A 26383-nucleotide genomic window follows, 5' to 3' on the forward strand; every position below is an offset into this window, starting at 1 on the left:
AGGATGCTTCCGCCCGTGCGGTCTAGTCGCGGCGCGGGTCCGAGATGCTCAGCATCGTCTCGCTGAACAGGTCGATGTCGTCGCTGGAGGAGCGGCCCGATCCGGTGCCGCCGAGCAGCGAGAGCAGCTCGTCCACCGCGCGCTCCACGCGTGACGTCAGGGCCCCGGAGCCCTCGCTGCCCCAGTCGTGCGGGGAGGCGAAGACGCCCGTGGGCACGACGACGCTCTGCAGGTACGCGAACAGCGGACGCATCGCGTAGTCCAGCGCCAGCGAGTGCCGCGCCGTGCCGCCGGTGGCGGCCAGCAGCACGACCTTGCCCACCAGCACGTCCTGCTCGAGCGCGTCGAAGAAGGCCTTGAACAGACCCGTGTACGACGCCTTGTAGATCGGGGTCACGACGACCACGCCGTCGGCCTGCGCCAGCAGGTCGTGCACGTGCTGCAGCCGGGGCGACGCGAAGCCCGTGATCGACGCGTCGATCACGTCGTGCGACAGGGGCCGCAGCTCGACCGACTCGATCGAGACCTGCGCGTCGGCCCGCCCGATCGCCGAGGCGATCTGCTGGGCGAGCAACGTGCTGCTCGACGCGTCGCTCACCCCCGCCGAGACCACGACGACCCTCGTCATGCCGACACCTGCTCCACACCCTCGGTCGCGTTCGCCGCGTCACGAGCCGCCACGCGGGCGGCGTGGGTCGGCGCGTCCGGCACGTCGGCCGGACGACGCGCGTCGAACTCGGCGCGCAGGGTCGGCAGGACCTCGCCGAGCAGGTCGAGCTGCTCGAGCACGATCTTCTGCGGAAGACCGGCGTGGTCGACGAGGAACAGCTGGCGCTGGTAGTCGCCGAAGAAGTCCGCGAACGTCAGGGTCTTCTCGATGAACTGCTGCGGGCTGCCGACCGTCAGCGGCGTCTGCTCCGTGAAGTCCTCCATCGACGGGCCGTGGCCGTAGACCGGGGCGTTGTCGAAGTACGGACGGAACTCGTTGACCGCGTCCTGGCTGTTCTTGCGCATGAAGAACTGCCCGCCGAGACCGACGACGGCCTGGTGCGGCTCGCCGTGGCCGTAGTGCGCGTAGCGCTGGCGGTAGAAGTTGATCAGCCGGATGTAGTGCTCCTTCGGCCAGAAGATGTTGTTCGCGAAGTAGCCGTCGCCGTAGTAGGCGGCCAGCTCGGCGACCTCGGGCGTGCGGATCGAGCCGTGCCACACGAAGGGCGCGACGCCGTCGAGCGGGCGGGGCGTGGCGGTGAAGCTCTGCAGCGAGGTGCGGAACTTACCCTCCCAGGTCACGACGTCCTCCTCCCAGAGGCGGCGCAGCAGCTGGTAGTGCTCGATCGTGAGCTCCACGGCCTTGCTGCCGTCGTAGCCGAACCACGGGTAGACGGGCGCGGTGTTGCCGCGGCCGAGCATCAGGTCCATGCGGCCGTCGACGAGGTGCTGCAGCGTGGCGTAGTCCTCGGCGAGCTTGACCGGGTCGTTGGTCGTGATGAGCGTCGTCGACGTCGAGAGCAGGATCTTCTCGGTCTGGGCGCCGATGTAGGCGAGCGTCGTGGTCGGGCTCGACGGCACGAACGGCGGGTTGTGGTGCTCACCGGTCGCGAAGACGTCGAGGCCCACCTCCTCGGCCTTCTTGGCGATCTCGACCGTGTTCCGGATGCGCTCGTGCTCGCTGAGCGTGGTGCCCTGCACGGGGTCGCGGGTCACGTCGCCGACGGTGAAGATGCCGAACTGCATGCTGGTCATGGTGCGCTCCTACGGAAGGTTGTACAAGTTTCAACCACATTGACCGCGTGATTCATTCCCGATGCCTCTATTGTCCCGCACGGTCACCGCGCGTGCTTCTCCCAGGACCCTTCGTGAGCCATCGCACGAAAGCCCATCGCCTCGTTGACCGTCAGCATCGGCCTGTTCTCCTCGGCGTTGAATGTCAGGACCGTGGAGGTGCCCGGCGCGTGCCGGCGCAGCTCGTGGAGATTGCGCACCTTGAGACGCAATCCGAGCGCGTGGCCGCGGTGCTCCGGCAGCACGAGGGTGTCCTCCTGGAACGCAGGGCGGTCGTCGGCCGGGACCTCGATCTCGGTGATGCCCACCAACCGCCCCGACGGCCGGTGCTCGGCCACCACGGTCAGGAGCACGCGGCCGCGACGCCGCTGGCGCGCGTCACGGTCCTGCACGTCGCCGGCGGTCCAGACGGTCTCGGAGACCGTCAGCTCACCGGACGGCACCGCCGTGCTCATCGCCGTCTTGAGCACCGCCACGTCCTCGAGCCACGGAGGCGGAGTGGCCCCCACCCAGGCGTGCAGCGCGAACTCGTCCTCCACCGAAGGGATCTCCGGCATCGTGACGTCAAGGTCGAGCCGGCTCACCCGCAGCACCTGCTCGAGCCGGTACCCGTGCGCCAGGAGGAACCGGGCCCCGGGATCCGCTGCTGGCACGTCGCCGAACCCGGTCGGGGAGGCGAGGCGCTCACCGCCCTCGGACGCTCGGTGCGCCACGTCGACCTGCAAGACCGCGCGTCCCTCGGCAGCCGCCATCCGCTCCACCTCGGCCAGCAGCGCCGACCCGATGCCGGCCCCGCGGTGAGCAGGCAGAACGTCGACCAGGGTGCGGGCCACGGCGCTGCCCTCGTCACTCGGGAGGATCACCAGGCCACGACCCACCAGCTCGCCGCCCACCCAGGCGCCGACGTGGAGGTACCGCCGCAGCGCGGTGTCGGTCAGGGCGGGCAGCAGCTCCTCGACCGAGAGGTTCAGGGCCGACGTGCCCATCGTGTCCGCCTCGACGGCGTTGCGGAGGGCGACGAGCTCGCGGAACTCGGCGTTCGCCGGCGCATCCGCGCCCACGGCGACATCGGCCGTGATCGGACGGATATCGGGACTGACCGCGGCGCTCATCCCTCGACCATGCCACCGCGGGGCGGGCCGGCCACGACTGCCGGGCCTCCGGGTGCGTCGCGACCCACGCGTCGAGGGCCTCGTCACTCCGCGGGGCGTCTCATCCGGCCGCTCGTCCCCAGCGCCTGTTCGTCCACAGGCCAGACCGCGGAGGTCACGAGGTGTCCTCCGCGGCCCCTACCGTCGAGGCCATCCCCGCTGCACACTGGAGGGATGGTGGTCATGGACGCCGAGCAGCTCGTCACCCTCGTGACGTTCCTCGCCACGTCCCTGGCCGTCGTCGCGTACCTGCGCCACGGCCTCACGGAGCTGGGCGACCGCATCGACCGGCTCGAGCAGAAGTTTGACGACAGGATCGACGCGCTCGAAGCCAGGCTCGACGCCAAGATCGACGCGGTCGACGGGAAGTTCGACGCGAAGTTTGATCGCGTGTACGCGAAAATCGACCACGTCGAGGACTCGCTGCGGGCCGAGATGCGCGCCGGGTTCGCCGCGATCGACTCCCGGTTCGTCGTGCTCGAGGGCCGGGTCACAGCACTCGAGGCGCGGGTCTACGACCTGGCCACGCGGCTGCCGGCCCTCGGCGCCCCCACCGACGCCTGACCCCTACCCCACGACGTCGCGCAGCAGGCGGTCCGACTCGAACAGCGCGTCACGGTCGTGCGTCGAGGTCGACGCCATGAGCTCGTCGGCACCGGTGCGCGCTGCGAGGTCGGCGAGCGCCGCCCGCACCGTGGCGGGCGACCCGGCCACGGCCTGGTCGAGCGAGCGCTCGACGCGGCGGCGCGTCTGCTGGGACCACGGCTGCTCACGGATCGCCTCGACCGACTCCAGTGCGGGGAACGCACCGGTCTCGCGAGAGCGCGCCATGGCCCACGCCTCGGGCAGCGCGAGCTCCTTGGCGGTGGCGTCGTCGGCCGCCACCGTGACGTCGAGCGAGACCGTCACGTGCGGCTCGGCTGCATGCCGACTGGGGCGGAAGGCACGCCGGTAGCCGCCCAGGACGTCGTCGAGCTCGTCGCCCCACAGCACGGGTCCTCCCACCACGACGGGCAGGCCGAACCGCGCCGCCACCTCGGTGCCGCGGCCCGTCGCGAGCAGCGAGACCCGCACCGGATCGACCACGGGGTGGGCGGTCACGGCGGCGGTGCCGGCCACCAGGTCGAGCAGCTCGACCAGGTCGCCCTCGTAGGTGTCGTACTCCGTCGCCCGCAGCGCAGCCCGCACGGGAGGCGTGAAGCCGAGCGACCGGCCGACGCCCAGGTCGACGCGGCCCGGGTGCAGGGCCTCGAGCATCGCGAACTGCTCGGCCACCACGAGCGGCTGGTGGTTGGGCAGCATCACGCCGCCGGAGCCTATGCGGATGCGGGACGTCGCCGCGCCCACCGCCGCGAGCAGCACGGCCGGGGCGCCGCTCGCGATGCCTGGCACGGCGTGGTGCTCGGCGACCCAGAACCGGTCGAGGCCGAGCTGCTCGGCGTGCACGGCACGCTCGACCGACCCGGTCAGGCCCTCGGCCTCGGGGCGGCCCGCGCGGGTCCGGGAGCGGTCCAGCAGCGAGAGCCTCACACCTGGGTCAACGGCGCTCGGACGACGGCTGTTCCCTCAGCGCTGCGCTGCGAAGAACTCCCGGAGCAACGCCCCGGACTCCTCGGCCAGCACCTCCGACACGACCTGCGGGCGGTGGTTGAGGCGACGGTCGCGGACGACGTCCCACAGCGAGCCGACGGCTCCGGCCTTGTCGTCCCAGGCTCCGAAGACGAGCGTGCCGACGCGGGCGGCGACGACCGCCCCGGCACACATCGTGCACGGCTCCAGCGTGACGACGAGCGTGCAGCCCTCGAGGCGCCACTCGCCCCGGGCGCGGGCCGCCTCCCGGATCGCAACCACCTCGGCGTGGCCCGTGGGGTCGGCATCGCGCTCGCGGGTGTTGCGTCCGCGGCTGATCACCGTGCCCTCCGGGTCGAGCACGACCGCACCCACGGGCACGTCGCCGGTCGCCAGGGCGGCACGCGCCTCGTCGAGCGCGAGTCGCATCGCCGCCACGTGGTCCATCCCCCGATCGTCCCAGAACCCCGGGCCTGTCCGGTGGCTGAGGTGCGAGTGCCGCCTGCGGCGCGAGCCTCGAGGCCTCGTCAGCCACTACCCTCGGACCCATGCAGGTCCACGTCGCCGACCATCCGCTCATCTCGCACAAGCTCACCGTGCTGCGCGACGAGCGCACCGACTCCCCGACCTTCCGGCGTCTCGCCGAGGAGCTCGTGACGCTGCTCGCCTACGAGGCGACGCGTGACGTCCGGGTCGAGCCGGTCGAGGTGCGCACGCCGGTCGCGGCCGCGACGGGGGTCAGGCTCTCCGAGCCGCGGCCGCTCGTCGTGCCGATCCTGCGGGCCGGGCTCGGCATGCTCGAGGGCATGCAGCGCCTGCTGCCCACCGCCGAGGTCGGGTTCCTGGGCATGATCCGCAACGAGGAGACGCTCGAGGCCGACACCTACGCGGAGCGTCTGCCGGACGACCTCTCCGGTCGCCAGTGCTACGTGCTCGACCCGATGCTCGCCACGGGCGGGTCGCTGGCCGCGGCGATCGGCTTCCTCGTGAAGCGCGGCGCCGACCACATCACCGCGGTCTGCCTGCTCGCCGCACCCGAGGGCATCGAGCGCATCGAGCGCGAGCTGCAGAGCATCGGCGTTCCCGTGAACCTCGTGGTCGCGGGGGTCGACGACCGCCTCGACGAGAACGGCTACATCGTTCCCGGCCTCGGTGACGCCGGCGACCGTCTCTACGGTGTCGTCGACTGATCGCGCTCCCGCGCGCGTTCCCACGTGCCGCCGCACCAACCGCCTGACAGTCTGAGGACGAAACATCCCGCAGACGAAAGGCCCCTCATGATCGTCATCACCGCCAAGTTCCGCGTGAAGGCCGAGCACGCCGACAACTGGCCCGAGATCGCCCGCGCGTTCACCGAGGCGACCCGCGCCGAGCCGGGGAACCACTGGTACGACTGGTCGCGCAGCATCGAGGACCCGCAGGAGTACGTGCTGCTCGAGGCCTTCGACGACGACGCCGCCGGAGCGCACGTGAACAGCGACCACTTCAAGCAGGCGCAGGCCGACCTGCCGCCCTACCTGGAGGAGACGCCGCGCATCATCAACGGCGTCCTGCCGATCGACGGCTGGTCCGAGCTCGGCGAGCTCGCGGTCGACTGAGCACTGCTGGCTGAGCTGAGGTTTCGAGGCTCGGCCGCGAACGGCCTCGCACCTCAACCACCGGTGGTTGAGGTGCGAGGAGCTCCAGCGACGAGCCTCGAAACCCTGCCGGCCCGGAATCGGGTCAGAGCGCGCGGAGGATGTCCTCGACGCGGTCCTTCGCGTCACCGAACAGCATCTGCGTGTTGTCGCGGAAGAACAGCGGGTTCTGCACGCCCGCGTAGCCGGCGGCCATCGAGCGCTTGAACACGATGACGTTCTCGGCCTCCCACACGTGCAGCACGGGCATGCCGGCGATGGGGCTGCTCGGGTCCTCGGACGCGGCCGGGTTGACCGTGTCGTTGGCGCCGATGACCAGCACGACCGACGTCGACGCGAAGTCGTCGTTGATCTCGTCCATCTCGAGCACGATGTCGTACGGCACCTTGGCCTCGGCCAGCAGCACGTTCATGTGGCCGGGCAGACGACCTGCGACCGGGTGGATGCCGAAGCGCACCTCGACGCCGCGCTCGCGCAGCTTCTTGGTGAGGTCGGCGACCGGGTACTGCGCCTGCGCGACCGCCATGCCGTAGCCCGGCGTGATGATGACGCTCGAGGCGTTCGTGAGCAGCTCCGCGGTGTCCTGCGCGGTGATCTCGCGGTGCTCGCCGTACTCGGTGTCGTCGCCGCCCTTGGCCTCGATGCCGAAGCCGCCGGCGATGACGGAGATGAACGAGCGGTTCATCGCCTTGCACATGATGTAGCTCAGGTACGCACCCGACGAGCCGACGAGGGCGCCTGTGACGATCAGCAGGTCGTTGTTGAGCAGGAAGCCCGCCGCGGCGGCCGCCCAGCCCGAGTAGCTGTTGAGCATCGACACGACGACCGGCATGTCGCCGCCGCCGATCGAGGCCACGAGGTGCCAGCCGAGCGCCAGCGCCACGATCGTCACGAGGATCAGCAGCCACAGCGCGGGGCTGATGACGAACCAGACCGTCAGCACGACGAACAGGCCGAGGGCACCCAGGTTCAGCAGGTTCTTGCCGGGCAGCACGAGCGGCGCAGAGCTGATCTTCGCCGACAGCTTGAGGTTGGCGACGATCGATCCCGTGAACGTCACGGCACCGATGAACACGCCGATGAAGACCTCGGCGTTGTGGATGTCCTCCAGCGACTGCGACGGGAACGAGCCGTGCTCGAGGTAGCCGTTCCAGCCGACGAGCACCGCGGCGAGGCCGACGAAGCTGTGCAGCAGGGCGATGAGCTCGGGCATGCCGGTCATCTCGACGATGCGGGCTCGCCAGAGGCCGATCGCGCCACCGATCGCGACGGCGACCAGCAGCAGCACGATGCCGAGCGCCTCGGCGCCGTCGATCGCGGCGATGATCGTGGCACCCAGGGCGATCGTCATGCCCGCGATGCCGAAGACGACGCCCGACCGGGCGGTCTCGTGCTTGCTCAGTCCGGCCAGGCTCAGGATGAAGAGCAGGGCCGCGACGATGTAGGCCGCTGTGGCGGCAGATTCGACAGTCATGGATCAGCCCTTCGAGAACATGCTGAGCATGCGTCGGGTCACGGCGAAACCGCCGAAGACGTTGATGCTGGCCAGCAGCACGGCGACGAACGCGAGCAGCTGGATCGCGAGGTCGTCGCTCGTGATCTGCACGAGGGCGCCGACCACGATGATGCCGCTGATCGCGTTCGTGACGCTCATGAGCGGCGTGTGCAGCGCGTGGTGCACCTTGCCGATCACGTAGTAGCCGATCACGATCGAGAGCACCAGCACGGTGAAGTGCTGCGGCAGCGGCTGCGGCGCGAACGCGTTCACGAGGAACAGCGCGAGCACGCCGACCGCGATCAGCAGGCCCTTCGCGAGCGGGGTGGCCTTGGCCTTCTCCGGCACCGGCTCGGGAGCCTTGGCGGGGGCGGCAGCCGGGGCCGCGGAGACCTGCACGGCCGGTGGGGGCCACGTGGTCTCACCGTCACGCACCACCGTCACGCCGCGCTGCACGACGTCCTCGAAGTCCAGGACGAGGCGGCCGTCCTTCTCGGGCGTCAGCAGCTTGAGCAGGTTCACGAGGTTCGTGCCGTAGAGCTGCGAGGCCTGCGTGGGCAGGCGGCCCGCCAGGTCGGTGTAGCCGAGGATCGTGACCCCGTTGGCGGTGACGACCTTCTCGCCCGCGACGGAGCCGGCGACGTTGCCGCCCTGCGCCGCGGCCATGTCGACCACGACGCTGCCCGGCTTCATCGAGGCGATGTCGGCCTCGGTCAGCAGGCGAGGCGCGGCGCGGCCGGGGATCAGCGCGGTCGTGATGACGATGTCGACGTCGGCGGCCTGCTCGGAGTAGATCTCCGCGGCGCGGCGGTCGTAGTCCTCGCTCGTGGCCTTGGCGTAGCCGTCGGTCGACTCCTCGACCTCGACGTCCACCTTGAGGTACTCGCCGCCGATCGACTTGACCTGGTCGGCGACCTCGGGGCGCGGGTCGGTGGCGCGCACGACGGCACCGAGGCTCGACGCGGCGCCGATCGCGGCCAGGCCGGCCACGCCGGCGCCCGCGACGAGCACCTTCGCCGGCGGGACCTTGCCCGCGGCGGTGACCTGGCCCGTGAAGAAGCGGCCGAACTCGTGGGCGGCCTCGACGACGGCGCGGTAGCCCGCGATGTTCGCCATCGAGCTCAGCACGTCCATCGACTGCGCGCGCGAGATGCGCGGGACGGCGTCCATCGCGAGCACCGTCAGGCTGCGCTGCGACAGCGCGGCGAGGAGCTCGGGGTTCAGCGCCGGGGCGATGAAGCTCGCCACGACCGCGTCGTCCTTGAGCTGGGCGATCTCCCCCGTGCTCGGCGCGTTGACCTTCAGCACCACGTCGGCGCCCCAGGCCGTGGCCGTGTCGGTGACCTCGGCTCCGGCCTCGGCGTACGCGTCGTCGGTGAAGGCCGACTTCGCGCCGGCCCCCGACTCGACGACGACGCGGTAGCCGATCTTGACCAGCTGGACGACCGTGGCCGGCGTTCCCGCCACCCGGGTCTCGCCGGGCGCGGTCTCCGTGACGACTCCGATGACGGAGCCGATCTCGGGGCCTGCGCTGCTATCGGGTGCTGTGTCAGGTGCCGCGCCGGGCGCGGTCTCCTGCGACTCGATCTCGTCTGTCATTCGGCGAACGTTACCCGTTTGTAATCGGGGCCGGACGTCGGTGCGACGCGCGTCACACGCCGAGCGTCACGGAGGGCCGGATCCGCGGCTGCGGTGCGTCGTCCACAGCCTCGTCGCCGACGAGGTGACCCTGTCGGCGCCCACGCCGAGGGTGGCGTTCCTCGGGTGGGCCGGTGTGCTCCGTCAGCTGGAGCGCAGGGCCGACTCGAGGTCCGGGTGGATGTCGAAGACGTCCTCCATGCCCGTGATCGTCAGCACCCGCTTCACGACGGAGTTGGCGCCGGCGACCCGGAACGAGCCGGCGTCGCGCACGACCTTCCAGGCTCCGACCAGCGCGGCCAGGCCTGAGGAGTCCATGAAGTCGACGCGGGTCATGTCGACCACGACGTCCTCGTTGCCCGAGGGCAGGCCCTCGAGCAGGTCGGTGCGCAGACGCCTCGACGTCTCCAGGTCGATGTCCCCGACGAGACCGAACACGACGCGACCGTCGCGCTCCTCCCGCGAGACGGTGAGGGGAGCCCGACTCGTGTCGTCGGCGGGTGGTGCACTCATGAGCGGTCCTTCGGGTCGGGCGGTGTGTTGACGGAGGGTGCAGGAACAGAGGTGCGGCGCAGGGCAACGACGGTCAGGTCGTCGTCCATCGTGCCCGGAACGGCCTCGAGGAGTCCATCCACCCAGTCGACGAGTGGTCGGTCACGATGAACCTCGGCAGCACTGGTGCGCAGCTGGTCGACGGACTCGTCCAGGACGACGCCCCGACGTTCGACCAGGCCGTCGGTGAACAGGAGCAGCACCTCGCCCGGCGCCAGCACCAGCCGGTCGGTGCGGGCGTTGCCGAGGGCTGCCCCGAGGAGCGGACGACCGGTCGTGGGCTGCTGCTCGACCGCGCCGGGGCGAACCACGAGAGCTGCCGGGTGACCGGCATTCGCCAGCTCGACCGCGCCCGAGGCCAGGTCGACGACCCCCATCAGCACGGTGGCGGTGCGGCCCGGGAGCACGTCCGCGACGAAGTGGTCGAGCCGGTCCAGCGTGGCCGCCGGCGAGTAGCCGTCGATGGCGTACGCGCGCAGGGCCGTGCGGATCTGGGCCATCGCGGTCGCCGCCTCCACGCCGTGGCCGGCGACGTCGCCCACCACGAGGCACACGCGTCCGCCCGGGAGGTCGAAGACGTCCCACCAGTCGCCACCCAGCTGGATGTCGGCCGCGGGCCGGTACCGCGCCAGGAGGTCGAAGCCCGGCAGCTCGGGCGCCTCGTCCGGCACGATGGCCCGTTGCAGCGACTCCGCCACGGCCATGTGCTCGCGAGAACGACGCACGAGCTCGTGCGAGACGGTGCTGCGCAGGCGGTTCGCGACCTCGAGCTGCCACGGCTCCCACGGCTGGCTGTGGTCACGGACGACCTCACGCCACCGGTCGAACGACTTGCGCGGGCTGAGTCGCACGTCAGGCCCCTCGGCAGCGGCGAGCTCCTTGTTGCGCGGGTCACCGCCCCAGTCGACGACGTGCAGCTGGGCCGGGCGCACCCACATCATCCAGCGGTCGGCGCTGTTGCTGATGACGAGCGCACCGGCTGCGGTGTCGGAGACCGTGGCGAGCGTCGGGTCGAGCTCGGCCAGGTGGTTCGAGGCCGTGGCCGAGCCGTCGTCGGAGCGCAGCAGCGCGGCGATGCGGTGCAGGTCCTCCGGCGCAGGCACGACCCCCGCGGTCAGCAGGCGGTCGTTGACCCACACGGCGGCACCTCCGGCACCCACCAGGTCGAGCGTCGCGGGGTCGGCCATCATCACGTCGTGCACCGGGCTGCTGTCGGCGCCGAGGCGGGTGACCAGGGCCGAGAGCTCGGTCGTGGCCAGCAGCTCGTCGATCCGGCTGTCGGCCCGCTGGCGGTCCTCGATCAGCTGCGACCCGGTCTGGCCGAGGAACTCGGTGGCGCTGCGCACGTCGAAGGAGACGTGGTGCGGACCCGAGTAGTGGTGGCACGCCACGAGGCCCCAGAGGCGTCCCTCGGAGATCATCGAGACCGACATCGACGCCGTGACGCCCATGTTGGTCAGGTACTCGACGTGGATCGGCGAGACGCTGCGCAGCGTCGAGTGCGACAGGTCGAGCGGTTCGCCCGTCGACGGGTCGAGCACGGGGTCGAGCGGCACCGGGGTGTAGCCGATGTCGGCGATCAGCCGTGTCCAGTTGACGGTGTAGAGGCGGCGCGCCTGCGCCGGGATGTCGGTCGAGGGGTAGTGCAGGCCGAGGAACGAGTTGAGGTCGGGCCGCCGGTCCTCGGCGACCACCTCACCGTTCCAGAGCTCGTCGAAGCGGTACACCATGACGCGGTCGAAGCCCGTCAGCGTGCGGATCTCGGTGGCCAGCTGGTCGCACAGCTCGGTGACGGACCGGGCCTGCGCGAGGCGGCCCACCGCGGTGCGGGCGGTGCGGTACGACACGACCTGGCCCGCTCCGCCGACGGGCTCCAGCTCCACCACGATGCGGTCGCCCGAGTGGTGCACCACGACGTCGACGGCCGATCGCCCGAGCAGGCCACCCCCGGGCACCCGCACGCGACGGGCGACGAAGAGGTCGTCGTCGGCGATGGCCTGGCGCACCGCGGCGGCGGCCTCGCGTCCGATCACGTCGTGCAGCTGCTGGCCACGCACCTCGTCGACGGTCCGGCCCAGCATCTCCGGCGCGTTCGCCGAGACGACCTCGACCCGCTCCGCGACGTCGGCGGCGAGCAGCAGACCGTGCGGCTGGATCGCGCCAGGCACGTGGATCGGCTCGCGGTCACACGTGCTGAGACTTGGTGTCTCGTACGCCGGCGTGTGTTCCGACAGGGGGAGGCTCACAGGGTCCCTTCGAGTCTTCATCCGCCTGGGTGCACAACCGGTAGCTTGATCTTAGGCGGTCGAGGTCTGTTCGTCAGCACCCGTGCCCCTCACGGGGTCGCGGACCGACCCGTCAGGGCAGGATCGAGTCGACGTATCCCCCGTCGACCCGCACGGCTGCACCCGTCGTGGCCGAGGCGAGCGGCGAGGCCAGGTACGTGACGAGGTTGGCGATCTCCTCCGGCTCGATCAGGCGCTGCAGCAGCGAGGCGGGCCGGTGCTTGATCATGAACTCGCGCTGCGCCTCCTCCCACGGGAGGTCGTCGCCCACGAGCTGCCGGACGAACTCCTCGACACCGCCGGTGTGGGTGGGTCCCGCGATGACGGAGTTCACGGTCACGCCCGTCCCGGCGGCCTCCTTCGCGAAGCCGCGCGAGACGGCGAGCAGGGCCGTCTTGCCCGTGCCGTAGTGGATCATCTCGGCCGGGATCGCGACGGCGGAGTCGCTGGCGATGTTCTGCACTCGCCCCCATCCGCGCTCGATCATCCCGGGCAGGTAGCTGCGCGTGAGTCGCACTGCGGTCAGCACGTTGACCTCCAGGAAGCGCCGCCACTCGTCGTCGTCGATCTCGAGCGCCGGGCGGGCCTCGAAGATGCCGAGGTTGTTGATCAGCACGTCCAGGTGTGGGACCGTCGCCAGGAGTGCAGCGGTGCCCTCGTCGGTCGTGACGTCGGCCGGCGCCTCGATCACGGCGGTCGCGCCGCTCTCGGCTCGGACCGTCTCTGCCGCCGCGGCGACCTTCTCCGGCGAGCGTCCGTTGACCGCGACGACCGCCCCGGCGCGGGCGAGGCCGATCGCGATCGCCAGCCCGATTCCCTGGGTCGATCCGGTCACGAGTGCGGTGCGTCCAGCGAGGTCGATCTGCATGCTCGCCACGGTAGCCCCGCGCCGCGACTCGGCTTGCGGGCTCACCACCCCCGACGCACGGTGGAGGCATGACCGACACGACACAGCTGACCGCGACCCGCACGATCGACGCCTCGGCGGACACCGTCTTCGAGGTCCTCTCCAACCCCGAACGTCACGCCGAGATCGACGGATCCGGATTCGTCCGCGGCGACGCCGTCTCCGACCGCATCACGGCGACCGGCCAGGTCTTCACGATGAACATGGCCGGCGACCACATGGGCGGCGAGTACCAGACCGACAACCACGTGACCGGCTACGACAAGAACCACCTGCTCGCCTGGAAGACCGCGCCCGCCGGCACCGAGCCGCTCGGTTGGGAGTGGGTCTGGGAGCTCGACGCCCAGGGTCCCGACCAGACCGAGGTCACGCTGACCTACGACTGGGGCAAGGTCGACGATCCCGAGCTGCTGAAGAAGATCTCGTTCCCGCTCGTGCCGCAGGAGAACCTCGAGGACTCCCTGAACCTGCTGGCCTCCGTCGTCGCCTGACGACTCCGAGTCAGATCCCGTCGGGGCGCTGCGCCGGGCGCTCGACGACGTCGGGGAGCTGGGACGGCACGCCCATCGGGAACTGCGGCGTGCGCTTCTCGAAGAACGAGCCGATGCCCTCGGCCAGGTCGGCGCTCTGGAACCGCTCGGCCAGCGCGCGCGACTCGGCGGCGTGGGCGTGCCAGGGCGAGTCGACCTCGAGGCCACGCCAGAGCATCTGCCGCGACAACGAGACCGAGACGGGCGAGGTGTTGTCGGCGATCTCACGCGCGATCTCGAACGCCTTCGCCTCGACGTCCTCGTCGGCGACGACGTGGTTGGCGAGTCCCGAGGCCAGGGCCTCCTCGGCGCCCACGAGGCGTCCGGTCAGGACCCATTCGAGGGCCTTGCCCGGCGCGACCACGCGCGGGAGGAACCAGGTCGACGCCGCCTCGGGCACGAGGGCGCGGCGGTTGAACACGAAGCCGTAGCGGGTCGACTCCCCGACCACGCGCACGTCCATCGGCAGCGTGAGCGTGGCGCCGATGCCGACGGCCGAGCCCGACACCGCCGCGACGACCGGCTTGAGCGACTGCGCGATCGCGAGCGCCGCGAAGCCGCCGGAGTCGCGTTCGACGCCCGTGATGTCCCCCGCCGCCTCGGCGAACTCGTCGGCACCACCCAGCGACCCGGTGAGGGCGGCCTCGAGGTCGGCACCCGCGCAGAAGTGCCCGCCGCTGCCGGCGACGACGACGGCCCGGACCGCGTCGTCGGCATCGGCGGCCGTGATCGCCTGCGCGATGTCGAGCGCCATCTGCTTCGTGAACGTGTTGCGCTTCTCGGGGCGGTTGAACCGCACCGTCGCGATGTGGTCGGCCACGTCGTAGTCGAGGTTGGCCAGTCGCAGGCTCTCGCTCATGAGGTCTCCTGTGAGAACGTCCGCGGGTCCGGGTGACCCGGCACGGTCAGACGTGACCGTACCGCGCCGCCGCTACCCCGACCAGGCCGGCAGCGCGGTCGGGAAGCGACGGACGAGCCTCAGCGGCGGGCGACCCGGTCGACGCGGTGGTGGTAGCGCTGGCCGACCGCTCCACCGAGGGCGGCGAACACGAGCGTCACGAGCACGACGGCGATGCCCGCGATGACGGCACCCCCGGTCAGCTCGTCGGTCGAGATCGGGATGCGCGGCAGGTCGACCCGCTCCAGCACGTTGTAGCGCGAGCCGAAGGCGGCGCCGAGACCGATCGCGACGAGCGTGACGACCAGACCGATCACCCAGACGCCGATTCCCTGGCGCACGCCGTCGAAGCGCGACATGCGCCCGGCCACGTAGCCGCCGGCGTAGTAGGCGATCGCCAGCATCACGAGCAGCACGATGGCCGTGGACAGGCCGATGGTGCCGGCCGCGCGCTCGGCCTCGGACTGGGTGACCTCGATGGTCGAGTCCAGCCCGGCGAGCACCGCGCCGACGATGCCGGCGAGCAGCACGGCCACGCCGATCGCGACGATCCACCCGAAGAACGCGGAGCCGATGTTGAGACCACCGAACTTGTCGCGGGCCCGCTCCTCACCGACGACGGTCGCCGTGTGGTCGCGGGCGTGGTCGTGGCCGGTCCCGTCCGACCTGTCGGCGGGATGCTCGGGCGTGGGATCTGCCGCGTGGTCGACGTGCCTGGCCATGTCGTGCTCCTGTCACCTGCGAACGGCCCGAAGGCCTTGATCGACGGGGGTACCCGTCCGCACGGCGGACCAAACCACCCAGGTCCGTCCGCGCAGCGCCCTAGTTGCTGCGCGCTGGCACGATCAAGAGCGTGACTCGACGACTGCCGGTGCTGCTGCTCCTTCCCCTCCTCGCGCTCGGCGCGTGCTCTGAGGTCGAGGACGCCGTGAGGGACACCGCGTCGGACGCCGGCTCCCGCGTCGGCTGCGAGCTCGCCCAGCCGGCCGTCGACGAGGGCCGCGCCTTCGTGGAGCGCGTCGCCCAGGACATCGACGCCGATCCGGCGGCAGCGCAGCAGGAGCTGAGCGCTGCCCGCGAGGCGCTCGAACTCGCCGCCCCCACCCTCACCGGGGAGCTCCGCGACGCGATCGACCAGGCGGCGGCCGCGGTCGAGGAGCTCCGCGCCGAGGCTCAGGCCGTGGCGGACGGCGCGACCGTCGACGACCAGGTCGTCCAGGCCGCCCAGGCGGAGTACGACGCCGCGGCCCAGGAGCTCACCGGCATCTGCTGAGAGGGCGGACGCGTCACAGCGCGTCGAGGATCCTCCGGCGCTGCTCGGCGTACTCCTCGTCGTCGACCGAGCCGGCGGCGCGGAGCTGGTCGAGCGCTGCCAGTCGCCCTGCGACGTCTCCCGAGGTCGCGGCACTCCCGCTGCCGGGAGCACTCACGGGCTCGGACCAGAGGATCTCCATCGCGGTCGCATCCTGCGGACCCGCGACCCGGGCGCGGAACCCGTCGCCCACCCGGAGGGCCCCGATGGCCGTGTACGGGACGGTCGCCTTCTTCGTGACGTCGTAGGGGTCCAGCCCGCTCGAGGCGTCCGGCTCGACCTGCAGCTCGAACTCCAGGCGCGGGCGCTCGTTGATGAAGGTGCCCGTCTCGCGGACGGCGCGGATCCAGATGGTGGCCGGGGTCGCGGCGTTGCCGGCTCCCGGGCCTGCACTCACTGCACTGCCCAGGACGAAGAGCGCTGCCGCGAGAACTCCGACGGCCGTTGCCGTGCCTCCGACCACGATCGGCAGCCACCTCCAGCTCGCGTCCTCCGCAGCGATGCCGATCTGCAGGATGCCGACGACCAGGGAGGGCACGCCGATGAGGGCCCAGATCAGCGAGCCGAGGGCGAACGTCCGTCGGTCCACGACCGGCTTCGCCTCGCCCTCGTCCGACATCGATGCCCGGAGGCGGCCTTGGTGTCGACGTACGACCGGGCCCAGCACGACCCAGTAGAGGCCGATGCCGACCAGGCCGGAGATCCCCAGCCACAGACCGATCACGACGGTGACGGCGCCCAGGGCAGCGAGCTTCATCTGCGGAGCGTACTCACCCGCGAACGCGCCTGTCTCGCCTTCGCCGACGCCGTCGCTCAGTAGTACCAGGGGAACTCGGACCAGTCCGGGTCGCGCTTCTCGAGGAACTGGTCGCGTCCTTCCTGCGCCTCGTCGGTCATGTAGGCCAGGCGCGTCGTCTCGCCCATCAGCACCTGCTGGCCCACGAGGCCGTCGTCGATCATGTTGAACGAGTACTTGAGCATGCGCTGCGCGGTGGGGCTCTTGCGGTTGATCAGGCGGCCCCACTCGAGCGCCGTCGCCTCGAGCTCGGCGTGAGGCACGGCGCGGTTGACGACGCCCATCGCGACGCCGTCAGCGGCCGAGTACTCCTGGCCGAGGAAGAAGATCTCGCGCGCGAACTTCTGACCGGCCTGGCGAGCGAGGTAGGCCGAGCCGAAGCCGCCGTCGAAGCTGCCGACGTCGGCGTCGGTCTGCTTGAAGCGCGCCTGCTCGGCGCTGGCGAGCGTCAGGTCGGCGACGACGTGCAGGCTGTGCCCGCCACCCGCGGCCCAGCCGGGCACGACGCAGATGACGACCTTCGGCATGAAGCGGATCAGGCGCTGCACCTCGAGGATGTGCAGGCGACCGAGACGGGCCTTGTCGATGGGGCTGGGCTCCTCGGCTCCGGTGTCGCTGCTCGTGGCCGAGACGTCCTCGTACTGGTAGCCCACCTTGCCGCGGATGCGCTGGTCGCCGCCGGTGCAGAAGGAGTGCTTGCCGTTCTTCTCGCTCGGTCCGTTGCCCGTCAGCAGCACGCAGCCGACGTCGGCCGAGGTGCGCGCGTGCTCCAGCACCCGCAGCAGCTCGTCGACCGTGTGGGGCCTGAACGCGTTGAGGATGTCCGGGCGGTCGAACGCCACACGGACCGTGCCGTGGGCCTTCGCGCGGTGGTACGTCAGGTCGGTCAGGTCGTCGAACCCGGGCACCTCGTCCCACTGCTCGGCGTCGAAGGTGTCGGACACGAAGGGCAGCGCGCTCATGACCTTGAACCTAGTGCTTGCCATATTGGTAACAACAGAGTTACCTTTCTCGACATGGACGTGTTCTCGGCGATCGCCGACCCGCTGCGGCGCGAGCTGCTGACGCGGCTCGCGGCCGGGCCGGCGCGCGTCGTCGACCTCGCGGCCGAGCACCCCGTGTCGCGCCCCGCGGTGAGCCGACACCTCAGGATGCTCACCGAGGCCGGTCTGGTCGTGGCCGACGACGTCGGCCGCGAGCGGCACTACCGGCTGCTCCCCGAACCGTTGGTCGAGGTCCGCGCCTTCGCTGCGAGCCTCGAGCGGCGGCCCCCGATCCCGGAGTCCGCGCTCGACGCCCTCGACACCGAGGTCCGCCGCACGTCGCGCGAGCGTCGCCTCGCCGCACCCACCCACACCGAGGAGTCCGCATGAGCGCCACCCCGACCGGCTACCTGTCCCGCAAGGGCGACCGCGACTCCGTGTCGTGGGAGCGCACCTTCCGCGCACCCATTGCCGACGTCTGGGCGTCGATCACGGAGCCCGAACGGCTCGAGCGGTGGATCGGCACCTGGACCGGCGACCCGGCGGACGGGTTCGTCATGTTCGCGATGACTGCCGAGGGCGAGGACGTCCAGGCCCAGCGGCACGACATCCTCGCGTGCGAGCGACCGACGCTGCTGCGGGTCGAGTCCGTCGATGAGTACGGCTCGTGGTTCCTCACGCTCGAGCTCGCCGAGGCGGACGGCGTGACGACGCTGACTTTCAGCCAGGTCGTGGTCGACGCCGCGTCCATCGAGAACGTCGGTCCGGGGTGGGAGTACTACCTCGACCGGCTGGTCACGGCCGAGACCGACGGCGACGTCGAGAGCGTGGCCTGGGACGACTACTACCCCGCGCAGCGCGAGCACTACGTCGCGCTCGCCGAGACGATCGAGCCGGGCGTGCGTGCGCGGCTCGACCAGCCGACGTGACGCGATCGACGTGACACCGGGAGTGACACGTTCACATACCGTCGGTATCTTGACGGGATGAGCACACGTTTCAGCGGCAAGGTCCTGGTCGTCACCGGCGCGGCACGCGGCATCGGGGCGGGAGTCGCCCGGGCCTACGCAGCCGAGGGCGGGCGGGTCGCGCTGCTGGGCCTGGAGCCCGAGCTGCTGGCCGCCGTCGCCGACGAGATCGGTGAGGCCGCCGCGTGGTGGGAGGCCGACGCTCGCGACGGTGCCGCCATGGCCGCCGCGATCGACGCGGCCGCCGCCCATTTCGGTCGCATCGACCACGTGCTCGCCAACGCCGGCATCGCCTCCTACGGCACCGTCCGCCAGATCGACGAGGCCTCGTTCGAGCGGGTCGTCGACATCAACATCAACGGCGTCTTCCGCACGCTGCACCCGTCGATCCCCCACCTGGTCGAGACCAAGGGGCACGCGCTCGTGGTCGCCTCGCTCGCGTCGTTCGGCAACCTCGCCGGTCTCGCGTCGTACAACGCGTCGAAGGCGGGCGCGGAGTCGCTGGCGCTCGTGACCAACCAGGAGGTCGCGCACCTCGGCGTGCGCGTCGGCGTGGTGCACCCGGGCTGGATCGACACCGACATCGTCCGCGGCGCAGAGCACGACCTGCCGACGTTCCGCACCATCCGCAAGAAGCTGCCGTACCCGGCCAACTCCACGACCGACCTCGACGACTGCGTGGCCGGCATCATCCGCGGCTTCGCGAAGCGCAAGACCCGCGTGTACATCCCGCGCGGCGTCATCGTGGCCAACTGGACGAAGTCGCTCGTCAACTCACCCCTCGGGGCGTCCGTCGTGCTGCGCATCGCGAAGAAGCACGTGCCCGACCTCGAGTCCGAGGTCGCCGCACTCGGCCGCTTCCAGCACGCGCACGTCCCCCTCACCGAGGCCAAGCCCGCCGACTGACCCCTCGCGAGAGACTTTGTTACCGCCGGCGAGAGACCTTGTTGGTGCACAGGAGTGACGAACTCTCTCCTGTGCACAGACAAACCCGCTCGCGAGGGGTAACAAAGTCTCTCGCGAGCGGTAATTCGTCAGGGGGTCTGGACGCTGGAGGCCAGGGAGACCATGTGGCCCAGGCGGGCCAGCTCGGAGGCGAGGAAGTCGGGGCCGCCGTGGCGGCCGACGACGATCGTGACGCCTCGCCCGTCGCGCAGCCGGCCCGGAGCCGCCGCGAGCACCGTTGACGCCCATGCCTCGACGTCGGGCAGCGTGGTCGACTCCGCCAGGTCCAGCCAGCCGGCCGCCTGCGGCACGTCGCCGTTGTCGATCCGCGGCGCCGTCGGCGAGGCACCCAGCACCACGAGCGCCTCGTCGCCGACCCCCAGGGCCAGCGCCCAGTCGACGCGGAACGTCTCGGGCATGACCTCGACGAGCCGCGCGATCGCTCGCGACGGGTCCTCGGTGAACTCCTCGACCGCTTCCAGGTCCATGCTGAGGTTCACGCCGGCGTTGTAGCGCGAGATCCAGTGGACGCGCACGCCCTCGAGCTCGTGGCACGCCGTGATCAGCGTGTCGGGCATGACGGTGGGCGGGAGCTCCAGCAGGACGTCGTCGAGCGCCTTGCCGTCAGCACGGTGCTCGACGATCTCGATCGCCTCGATGTCGGCCCCGGCCGAGCCGAGCGCCGTCGCCAGGGCACCGAGGGAGCCCGGGACGTCGGGCAGCTCGACGCGCAGCAGGAAAGCCATGTGCGCATTCTCACCCACGGCCATTACGCGTGTGTGTCGCAGGTAGCGTGACGGAGTGACTCAGGTTCAATCCGCCACTCGCACCGTGTTCCGCGTCGTCGCCTTCGCCGAGGCCCTCAGCTGGGCTGCACTGCTGGTCGCGATGTTCTTCAAGTGGGTCGTCGCCGCCGATCCGCACACCGGCGCCGAGGGCGGAGTCCCCATCGCCGGCCCGATCCACGGCGTGGTCTTCGTCGTCTACGTGCTCGCGACCCTCGTCGCCTGGCGGGTCTTCGGCTGGTCGTTCAAGACCCTCGTCGTGGGTCTCGCCTGCTCGATCCCGCCGTTCGCGACCGCGATCTTCGAGATCCAGGCCGACCGTCGGGGTCTGCTCGGCGTCAGCGCAGCGGATCGAACGCCGACAGCAGCGGGTCCGTCGACCCCTGCATGATCCGGTCGGCCACGAGCCGACCCGTCAACGGACCCAGGGCGATGCCCCACATGCCGTGACCGCCGGCCACGTGCACGCCGGGCGTGCGCGTCGGCCCCACGAGCGGCAGGCCGTCGGCCGTGCAGGGCCGTGAGCCGACCCACTCGTCGGTGCGTGCGTCCCAGTCGACGCCGCGGAGCATGGGCCGTCCGGCCTCGACGATCGCCGAGACGCGGCGGGGGTCGAGCGGGGCGTCCGGCCTGCGGAACTCCATCATTCCTGCGACCCGGAACGCGTCCTCCGCCCCCGGCGGGCCGAGCGGCGTGCACGCGACGCGCTGGGTCGGGAAGTACACCGGCCCTCGCGGCTGGCTCTCGGGGTGCACCGTGAACGAGTAACCACGACCCGCCTGCACGAACGCCTTTACCCCGTGCGGCCGGGCGAGGTCGGAGATCCAGGCACCTGCCGCGATCACCACCGCGTCGGCCTCCAGCACGCCCGCCGAGGTCGACACGACCACGCCACCACCGCGAGCGGCGGTTCCGGTGACCGAGGCCGTGAGCACCTCCGCCCCGCGCGCCTGGACGGCGTCGGCCAGCGACGACACGTAGCGCACCGGATCGATGAACCGCTGACCCGCGAGGCGGAGCCCCGACGTGACAGCGTCACCCAACGCCGGTTCGGCCGCGTGGACCTGCGCCTCGTCGAGCAGCTCGTACTCCGTCACCCCGCCGAGCGTCGCGACGTTCTCGAACTCCTCGACCAGGACCGACCGGTCCTTCTCGCTGCGGAACGCGGCGAGGAAGGGGTCTGCCTGCTTCGTCGGCTCGTCGATCGCGAGCGCGTCGAACGCGTCGAGCGCGCGGGCGTTCGCCACCGCGAACACCTCCATCGCCGCCCGCCACCGGCCCGGCGTGCAGTGCCGGGTGAAGTCGAGCAACCAGCGGAGCAGGCGTGGATTGAGGGTCGGCGGCACGTAGACGGGTGAGGACGGCTTGAGCGTGGCCAGAGCTCCACTCGCCAGGATCGCCGGATCGGGCAGCGGCAGCGTGAGCGCCGGAGCGAGCCATCCGGCGTTGCCGCGCGAGGACCCGGCCAGCACGCCCGTGCGGTCCACGACCGTGACCCGCGCGCCGTGCTCCTGCAGGAACCACGCGGTGGCCAGTCCGACCATGCCCGCACCGACGACCACGACGTGGTCCGACCGTTCCGTCATGAGCACCTCCCCTTCCCGGGAGGCTACCCGCGCCAGGCACCCTCCAGCACGACCGACGCTGCGCGCCCCATCGCGCGGCCCCGCGTCCAGCTCGCGAGATCGGTCAGGGTGCGGATGCCGAGCCTCCCGTTAGGGTCGAAGAAGGACCACGAGGAGGAAACATGCCGCTGCGCCGCAAGAAGAAGACCGTGCGCGACCAGATCGAGAACACCTACGAGGACCTCCGCGCCCAGGTCGCGAAGAACGCCCCGATCCTGCGTGACCAGGTCGTCGACCAGGTCACCACCAAGGCTCCGATCGTCCGCGACCAGGTCAAGTCCAAGCTGCACGAGGGAGCCGACGAGCTCCGCACGCGCCTGCCCGAGCTGCACGCCTCGCTGTACGAGCGTCTGCCGGACGACGTCACGGACCGCCTGCCGGAGGGCGCCAAGCCCAAGAAGAAGAAGTCGAAGCTCAAGAAGGTCGCGGTGGTCGGACTGATCGCTGCCGCCGGCGGCTTCGCGTACTCCAAGCTCAAGGGCAGCTCGTCCGCCCCGGCCTACACGCCGCCGCCCTCGGGTGCCGGCGCGGACGTCACCCGGCCCGGCCCGACGGCCGTCCCGGACGAGGTCGACAAGCTCGCCGACGGCGCTGCACCCGACGCCGTGAAGTGATCTGACCCGAGCACGACGAAGGGCCGCACCCACCGGGTGCGGCCCTTCGTCGTGTCCTGGGGGACGAACGATCAGTCGTCGGTCTCGGAGCCGATGACCTGGAAGTCCTGGTCCAGCTCGAGCTCGACCGAGGGACCGGAGGTCGGCCGGACCTCCACGGTGTAGCCGTTGTCGTCGGAGCCGATCTGCACGACCTCGCCCTCGACGCTCGCCGTGGCGGCCTCGACGATCGCGGTGACCGCGTCGGCGGTCAGGCCGCGGTCGTCACCGTCACCGTCACCGTCCTGCTCGACCACGCGGGCGCCGGAGGCGTCCACGAAGACCTCGTACTCGCGGTCACCCTGGATCTCGATGCGCCAGTCGCCACTCGCCTGCTGCTCGATCCCGACGACCTCGCCGTCGGCGGCGGTCAGGGCCTCGTCGACCGCGGCGATCATGGCGTCGACGTCGGTGTCGCCCGTGGCGCTCGAGGAACCGCTGTTGCTGGAGGCGGACTGGAAGGCGACCGGCTCGTCGTCACCGGTCAGGGCCAGCGTGAGGGCGACGCCGGCGCCGGCGGCCAGGACGACCGCCGTGGCGATGCCCGCGATGACCAGGCCCTTGCGACGGCGCGGGGCCGCGGCCGGCTCGGAGGAGGGGGAGGTGGGGGGCGTGGGGATGGTGGCGTCGTTGCTCATGACTCCACTCTGATGGCCGGGTGCTGAAGCCACCCTGAAGCGACCTGAAGGCGTTCTTCAGGAACCGAGAACCGCTGCAACGCCAGGCATGACGAAGGGCCGCACCCGGGTGGGTGCGGCCCTTCGTCGAGTCCCCGGCAGGGGCGGTGTCAGTCGTCGTCGCCGTCGTCGTCGTCGCGGTCCGTGCCGACGACCTGGAAGGACTGGTCGAGGTCGAGCTCGACCGTCGAGCCGGAGCTCGTGCGGATCTCGACCGTGTAGCGGTTGTCGTCGGACTCGACCTGCACGACGCGGCCGGCGGTGTTGGCGTTGGCCGCCTGGACGAGCGCGGTCACCGAGTCGGCGGTCAGCGGCAGGTCGTCGCCGTCATCGTCGTCGTCCTCCTCCGTCACGCGGGCTCCGGAGCCGTCGACGACGACCTCGTACTCGCGGCCGCCACCCTGCACGTCGACGCGCCAGGTGCCGGGCGAGCGCTCCTCGATCGCGACGACGTCGCCCTGCGCGACCGTGAGCGCCTGGTTCGCGGCGTCGATCATGCCGTCGAGGTCGGTCTCGTCGCTCGCGGCCGTGGCGCCGCCGTCGCTCGGACCGTCGAAGCCGTTGCCGTTGCCGCCGTTGGTCTGACCGTTGCTGGAGGTGTTGAAGCCGGTCAGGTCGTCATCGTCGTCATCCGACAGGGCGAGGGCGAACGCGGCGCCGACGCCGGCCGAGAGGATCACGGCGGCGGCGACACCGGCGATGACCAGGCCGCCGCGGCGACGCGGAGCCGGGGCTGCTGGGGCGGCCGGCGCGGGCGCGGGCGTCAGCTGCTCGGGGGCCGGCTGCGCCGCGGCCGGCTGCTCGGGGGCGTCGGAGTTCTCGGGGCTCGTGGGGGGCGTGTTCTCGTTGCTCATGCCTCCACTCTGGAGGTCCGACGCTGAAGCCAACCTGAAGCGACCTGAAGCCGGCTTCAGGCGGGGTCGGTGTCCCAGCCGTCCCACACCGGAAGGCGCACCGTGAAGCGCGCGCCGCCGCCGGGAGCCTCGTCCACCACCACCGTGCCGCCCCCCTCGGTCACGACGGCCGCGACGATCGCCAGGCCGAGGCCCGATCCGCCCTCGTCGCGCGCGCGGCCGTCGTCGAGGCGCACGAAGCGGTCGAAGATCCGCTCCCGCTGGTCGACCGGGACGCCCGGACCGTCGTCGGCCACGACCAGGTACGCGCCGTCACCGTCACTGCCCGTCGCCACGCGGACGCGTGAGCTCGTGTGCCGCATCGCGTTGGCCAGCAGGTTGCGCACGACCATCGCGAGCCGGCGCTCCTGGCCGGCCACCTTCGTGGGGCGCACCGCCGAGGAGTCCACGACGACACCGGACGAGCGGAACGCGGTCAGCTCGCTCAGCACCAGGTCGTCGAGGTCGATCTCGCCGCGCTCCTGCTCACCGCCCTCGGCGACCGTCGCCAGCACGAGCAGGTCGTCGACCAGGGTCTGCAACCGCCGGCTGGCCGAGTCGACGACGTCGGCCAGCTCACCGGGCGCCAGGTCTCCCGGGTGCGTCCGCGCCAGCTCGGCGTACTGCCGCAGGGTCGCCAGCGGCGACCGCAGCTCGTGCGAGGCGTCGGCGACGAAGCGCCGCTGCGCCTCGGAGCCCGACTGCAGGCGGTCGAGCAGGGCGTTCATCGTGCCGGCCAGGTCGGCGATCTCGTCGCGGGTCGGGGGCACCTCGATGCGCCGGTGCAGGTCGCTGGCCCCGATCGCCTCGACCTCGCGGCCGATGTCGGCGACCGGCCGCAGGGCGCGGGAGGTCGAGAACCAGGCCAGGATCGCGACCAGCACGAGCAGCGTCGGCGCGACGCCGACGAGCACGGTCTGAGCGGTGCGACGCGACTCCGTGTCGTCGTCGTAGGCCCGCGCCACCCGCACGTGCAGCTCGGTGTTCGGGACCAGCAGGTCGACCACGTAGTAGCGCGTGCCGTCGATCGTGGCCGGGCCCGACACGTTCGGCACCGTGAGGTTCGCCGCGCCTCCGCCGGCGGCGGCGACACGGTCGGAGGCGTCCACGACCTGCACGAGCGACTCGCCGTCGTACTCGGTCACGACGGGGAGCCCGTCGATGGCCACCCGGTCGGCGAGCACCTCGGCCGTGGTCTCCGCGAGCTCTCGGGTCTGACCGTCCGCGCTCCAGCGCATGACCAGCGTGAAGCCCACGATGACGACCCCGAGCACCACGGCGATCGCGAGCGCGGAGGCGATCGCCGATCGCGCGCGGACGGATCGGCCCCTCAGGAGCGGCAGCGCCATGGCCGCCTCAGCCCTGCACGTTCCAGAGGTAGCCGGCTCCGCGCACGGTCTGCAGGCTCGCGCGGCCGAACGGGCGGTCGAGCTTGCGACGGACGTGCCCGACGTAGACCTCCACGATGTTCGGGTCGCCGTCGAAGGCCTCGTCCCAGACACCCGCGAGCACGTCGAGCTTGGAGACGACCTGCCCCGCGCGGCGCAGCAGGAACTCGGCGACGGCCAGCTCGCGGGTCGTCAGCGGGACGGGGGTGCCGGCACGCGAGATGGTGCGCGCGGCGGGGTCGAGCACGACGTCGCCGACCTCCAGGACGGCCGGGCGCTCCGGGGCGCCTCGCCGCGCGAGGGCGCGCAGCCGGGCCACGAGCACCGTGAACGAGAACGGCTTGGTCAGGTAGTCGTCGGCGCCGCCGTCGAGCGCCTGCACCTGGTCGGCGTCGGTGTCGCGAGCGGTGAGCATGAGGACCGGGGTCCAGTTGCCCTCCTCGCGCAGCTTCTTCACGACGGTCCACCCCGAGTGACCGGGCATCATCACGTCGAGCACGATCACGTCGTACGGGTGCTCGGTGGCGTACCAGAGCCCGTCGATGCCGTCGTGCGCGACGTCGACGGCGCAGCCCTCGGCCTCGAGACCGCGGCGGATGCCCTCGGCCAGCTGGACCTCGTCGTCGACCACCAGTACGCGCACCGGTTCAGTATCAAGCACGACGCCTGAAGCCGGGCTGAAGACGTCAGCCACCACCGCTCGAGGTTTCGAGGCTCGTCGCTAGAGCTCCTCGCACCTCAACCAGCGGAGCTGGGGCTCAGGCGGCGTGGCCTGCGCAGCGCTGCTCGTCGGGGACGCCCGCGAGCGCCTCCTCGATGTGCTCGCCGCAGCCGACCCAGGTGGCCTTGCCGCAGTCCGAGCAGGTGACCTTCTGACACATGGCTGTCCCCTTGCCGTTCGACGTCGAGACCCC

General features: G+C 71.4%; 31 protein-coding genes. 10 read left to right on the forward strand and 21 right to left on the reverse strand.

Translation table 11 applies throughout. From position 1 onward, the window contains the following. Positions 1-22 precede the first annotated feature (22 nt). The 3 genes from LO931_RS07200 to LO931_RS07210 form a co-directional block, all read right to left on the reverse strand. Positions 23-628 carry a CE1759 family FMN reductase gene (locus LO931_RS07200; protein WP_229052603.1) on the reverse strand — a complete coding sequence of 202 codons (606 nt, stop codon included), beginning with the start codon at positions 626-628 and terminating at the stop codon, positions 23-25. Then, positions 625-1734, reverse strand: a complete 1110-nt coding sequence (locus tag LO931_RS07205; protein WP_229053105.1) for an LLM class flavin-dependent oxidoreductase — start codon at positions 1732-1734, stop codon at positions 625-627. The genes LO931_RS07200 and LO931_RS07205 overlap by 4 nt, the downstream gene beginning before the upstream one ends. A 92-nt stretch (positions 1735-1826) precedes the next feature. After that, positions 1827-2894, reverse strand: coding sequence for a GNAT family N-acetyltransferase (locus LO931_RS07210; RefSeq protein WP_229052604.1), 1068 nt, complete (start codon positions 2892-2894; stop codon positions 1827-1829). A gap of 213 nt (positions 2895-3107) precedes the next feature. On the opposite strand from LO931_RS07210, the gene LO931_RS07215 reads away from it, so the two are divergent. Continuing rightward, complete coding sequence (locus LO931_RS07215) at positions 3108-3497, forward strand: hypothetical protein (protein ID WP_229052605.1); 390 nt, start codon at positions 3108-3110, stop codon at positions 3495-3497. Positions 3498-3500: 3 nt separating this feature from the next. Here LO931_RS07215 and LO931_RS07220 read toward each other — a convergent pair whose 3' ends face one another. Next, entirely contained in the window at positions 3501-4463 is a 963-nt protein-coding gene (locus tag LO931_RS07220) for an MsnO8 family LLM class oxidoreductase (protein ID WP_229052606.1), read from the reverse strand. A gap of 36 nt (positions 4464-4499) precedes the next feature. After that, complete coding sequence (locus LO931_RS07225) at positions 4500-4949, reverse strand: nucleoside deaminase (protein ID WP_255657779.1); 450 nt, start codon at positions 4947-4949, stop codon at positions 4500-4502. Between the two features lie 101 nt (positions 4950-5050). Here LO931_RS07225 and upp point away from each other — a divergent pair, with 101 nt between their 5' ends. Both upp and LO931_RS07235 read left to right on the forward strand, forming a co-directional pair. Continuing rightward, positions 5051-5692, forward strand: a complete 642-nt coding sequence (gene upp, locus LO931_RS07230) for a uracil phosphoribosyltransferase (protein WP_229052607.1) — start codon at positions 5051-5053, stop codon at positions 5690-5692. An 87-nt stretch (positions 5693-5779) separates the two neighbouring features. Then, complete coding sequence (locus tag LO931_RS07235) at positions 5780-6100, forward strand: putative quinol monooxygenase (RefSeq protein ID WP_229052608.1); 321 nt, start codon at positions 5780-5782, stop codon at positions 6098-6100. Positions 6101-6224: 124 nt separating this feature from the next. On the opposite strand, the gene pntB is transcribed toward LO931_RS07235, so the two are convergent. The 5 genes from pntB to LO931_RS07260 form a co-directional block, all read right to left on the reverse strand. Further along, a complete protein-coding gene (gene pntB / locus LO931_RS07240) occupies positions 6225-7613 on the reverse strand; it encodes a Re/Si-specific NAD(P)(+) transhydrogenase subunit beta (RefSeq protein ID WP_229052609.1) in 1389 nt (462 codons plus the stop codon). Positions 7614-7616: 3 nt separating this feature from the next. Then, on the reverse strand, positions 7617-9233 hold the full coding sequence (locus tag LO931_RS07245; RefSeq protein WP_229052610.1) for a Re/Si-specific NAD(P)(+) transhydrogenase subunit alpha: 1617 nt from the start codon (positions 9231-9233) through the stop codon (positions 7617-7619). Positions 9234-9416: 183 nt separating this feature from the next. Beyond that, positions 9417-9785, reverse strand: coding sequence for an STAS domain-containing protein (locus tag LO931_RS07250; protein WP_229052611.1), 369 nt, complete (start codon positions 9783-9785; stop codon positions 9417-9419). Further along, on the reverse strand, positions 9782-12091 hold the full coding sequence (locus tag LO931_RS07255) for a SpoIIE family protein phosphatase (protein WP_255657781.1): 2310 nt from the start codon (positions 12089-12091) through the stop codon (positions 9782-9784). Before LO931_RS07255 ends, LO931_RS07250 begins: the two co-directional genes overlap by 4 nt. Positions 12092-12182: 91 nt before the next feature. Further along, positions 12183-12977 (reverse strand): SDR family NAD(P)-dependent oxidoreductase, encoded by a 795-nt coding sequence (locus LO931_RS07260; protein ID WP_229052613.1) that lies wholly within the window; start codon positions 12975-12977, stop codon positions 12183-12185. Between the two features lie 68 nt (positions 12978-13045). Between LO931_RS07260 and LO931_RS07265 the strand changes: the two genes are divergently transcribed. Next, positions 13046-13507 (forward strand): SRPBCC family protein, encoded by a 462-nt coding sequence (locus LO931_RS07265; protein ID WP_229052614.1) that lies wholly within the window; start codon positions 13046-13048, stop codon positions 13505-13507. Between the two features lie 10 nt (positions 13508-13517). Here LO931_RS07265 and LO931_RS07270 read toward each other — a convergent pair whose 3' ends face one another. Next, positions 13518-14405 (reverse strand): enoyl-CoA hydratase-related protein, encoded by an 888-nt coding sequence (locus tag LO931_RS07270; RefSeq protein ID WP_229052615.1) that lies wholly within the window; start codon positions 14403-14405, stop codon positions 13518-13520. A 119-nt stretch (positions 14406-14524) separates the two neighbouring features. Then, positions 14525-15166 (reverse strand): hypothetical protein, encoded by a 642-nt coding sequence (locus LO931_RS07275; protein ID WP_229052616.1) that lies wholly within the window; start codon positions 15164-15166, stop codon positions 14525-14527. Between the two features lie 131 nt (positions 15167-15297). Between LO931_RS07275 and LO931_RS07280 the strand changes: the two genes are divergently transcribed. Next, positions 15298-15717 (forward strand): hypothetical protein, encoded by a 420-nt coding sequence (locus LO931_RS07280; RefSeq protein ID WP_229052617.1) that lies wholly within the window; start codon positions 15298-15300, stop codon positions 15715-15717. A 13-nt stretch (positions 15718-15730) separates the two neighbouring features. Here LO931_RS07280 and LO931_RS07285 read toward each other — a convergent pair whose 3' ends face one another. Then, positions 15731-16513 (reverse strand): SHOCT domain-containing protein, encoded by a 783-nt coding sequence (locus tag LO931_RS07285; RefSeq protein ID WP_229052618.1) that lies wholly within the window; start codon positions 16511-16513, stop codon positions 15731-15733. A gap of 56 nt (positions 16514-16569) precedes the next feature. Then, the gene (locus LO931_RS07290; RefSeq protein ID WP_229052619.1) at positions 16570-17514 is read right to left on the reverse strand and encodes a 1,4-dihydroxy-2-naphthoyl-CoA synthase; all 945 of its coding nucleotides are present in this window, start codon (positions 17512-17514) and stop codon (positions 16570-16572) included. A 54-nt stretch (positions 17515-17568) separates the two neighbouring features. Here LO931_RS07290 and LO931_RS07295 point away from each other — a divergent pair, with 54 nt between their 5' ends. The 3 genes from LO931_RS07295 to LO931_RS07305 are packed head-to-tail and all read left to right on the forward strand — an operon-like array spanning position 17569 to position 19409. After that, a complete protein-coding gene (locus tag LO931_RS07295) occupies positions 17569-17925 on the forward strand; it encodes a metalloregulator ArsR/SmtB family transcription factor (RefSeq protein ID WP_229052620.1) in 357 nt (118 codons plus the stop codon). Further along, positions 17922-18464: an SRPBCC family protein gene (locus LO931_RS07300; RefSeq protein WP_229052621.1), complete on the forward strand. Its 543-nt coding sequence runs from the start codon at positions 17922-17924 to the stop codon at positions 18462-18464. Before LO931_RS07295 ends, LO931_RS07300 begins: the two co-directional genes overlap by 4 nt. Before the next feature lie 57 nt (positions 18465-18521). Further along, positions 18522-19409 (forward strand): SDR family oxidoreductase, encoded by an 888-nt coding sequence (locus LO931_RS07305; protein ID WP_229052622.1) that lies wholly within the window; start codon positions 18522-18524, stop codon positions 19407-19409. A 128-nt stretch (positions 19410-19537) separates the two neighbouring features. Here the strand turns inward: LO931_RS07305 and LO931_RS07310 are convergent, their stop codons facing one another. Next, positions 19538-20194 (reverse strand): amino acid-binding protein, encoded by a 657-nt coding sequence (locus LO931_RS07310; RefSeq protein WP_229052623.1) that lies wholly within the window; start codon positions 20192-20194, stop codon positions 19538-19540. Between the two features lie 55 nt (positions 20195-20249). Between LO931_RS07310 and LO931_RS07315 the strand changes: the two genes are divergently transcribed. After that, positions 20250-20624 carry a DUF3817 domain-containing protein gene (locus LO931_RS07315; RefSeq protein ID WP_229052624.1) on the forward strand — a complete coding sequence of 125 codons (375 nt, stop codon included), beginning with the start codon at positions 20250-20252 and terminating at the stop codon, positions 20622-20624. Here the strand turns inward: LO931_RS07315 and LO931_RS07320 are convergent. Continuing rightward, positions 20572-21819, reverse strand: coding sequence for an FAD-binding oxidoreductase (locus tag LO931_RS07320; protein ID WP_229052625.1), 1248 nt, complete (start codon positions 21817-21819; stop codon positions 20572-20574). The two genes, LO931_RS07315 and LO931_RS07320, sit on opposite strands and share 53 nt — an antisense overlap. Positions 21820-21980: 161 nt before the next feature. On the opposite strand from LO931_RS07320, the gene LO931_RS07325 reads away from it, so the two are divergent. Next, on the forward strand, positions 21981-22472 hold the full coding sequence (locus LO931_RS07325) for a hypothetical protein (RefSeq protein WP_229052626.1): 492 nt from the start codon (positions 21981-21983) through the stop codon (positions 22470-22472). Positions 22473-22543: 71 nt separating this feature from the next. On the opposite strand, the gene LO931_RS07330 is transcribed toward LO931_RS07325, so the two are convergent. The 5 genes from LO931_RS07330 to LO931_RS17550 all read right to left on the reverse strand — a co-directional run bounded on the left by LO931_RS07330 (position 22544) and on the right by LO931_RS17550 (position 26350). Continuing rightward, positions 22544-23149, reverse strand: a complete 606-nt coding sequence (locus LO931_RS07330; protein WP_229052627.1) for a hypothetical protein — start codon at positions 23147-23149, stop codon at positions 22544-22546. 149 nt (positions 23150-23298) lie between these two features. After that, positions 23299-24042, reverse strand: a complete 744-nt coding sequence (locus LO931_RS07335) for a hypothetical protein (protein ID WP_229052628.1) — start codon at positions 24040-24042, stop codon at positions 23299-23301. Positions 24043-24098: 56 nt separating this feature from the next. Continuing rightward, positions 24099-25430 carry a cell wall metabolism sensor histidine kinase WalK gene (locus tag LO931_RS07340; RefSeq protein WP_229052629.1) on the reverse strand — a complete coding sequence of 444 codons (1332 nt, stop codon included), beginning with the start codon at positions 25428-25430 and terminating at the stop codon, positions 24099-24101. A 7-nt stretch (positions 25431-25437) separates the two neighbouring features. Further along, entirely contained in the window at positions 25438-26112 is a 675-nt protein-coding gene (locus LO931_RS07345) for a response regulator transcription factor (RefSeq protein WP_229052630.1), read from the reverse strand. 115 nt (positions 26113-26227) lie between these two features. Then, positions 26228-26350, reverse strand: coding sequence for a hypothetical protein (locus tag LO931_RS17550; RefSeq protein ID WP_255657790.1), 123 nt, complete (start codon positions 26348-26350; stop codon positions 26228-26230). Between the last annotated feature and the right edge of the window lie 33 nt (positions 26351-26383).

Origin of the sequence: Aeromicrobium sp. Leaf350 (genome assembly GCF_916858655.1) — a bacterium.
Classification (GTDB): Bacteria; Actinomycetota; Actinomycetes; order Propionibacteriales; family Nocardioidaceae; genus Aeromicrobium.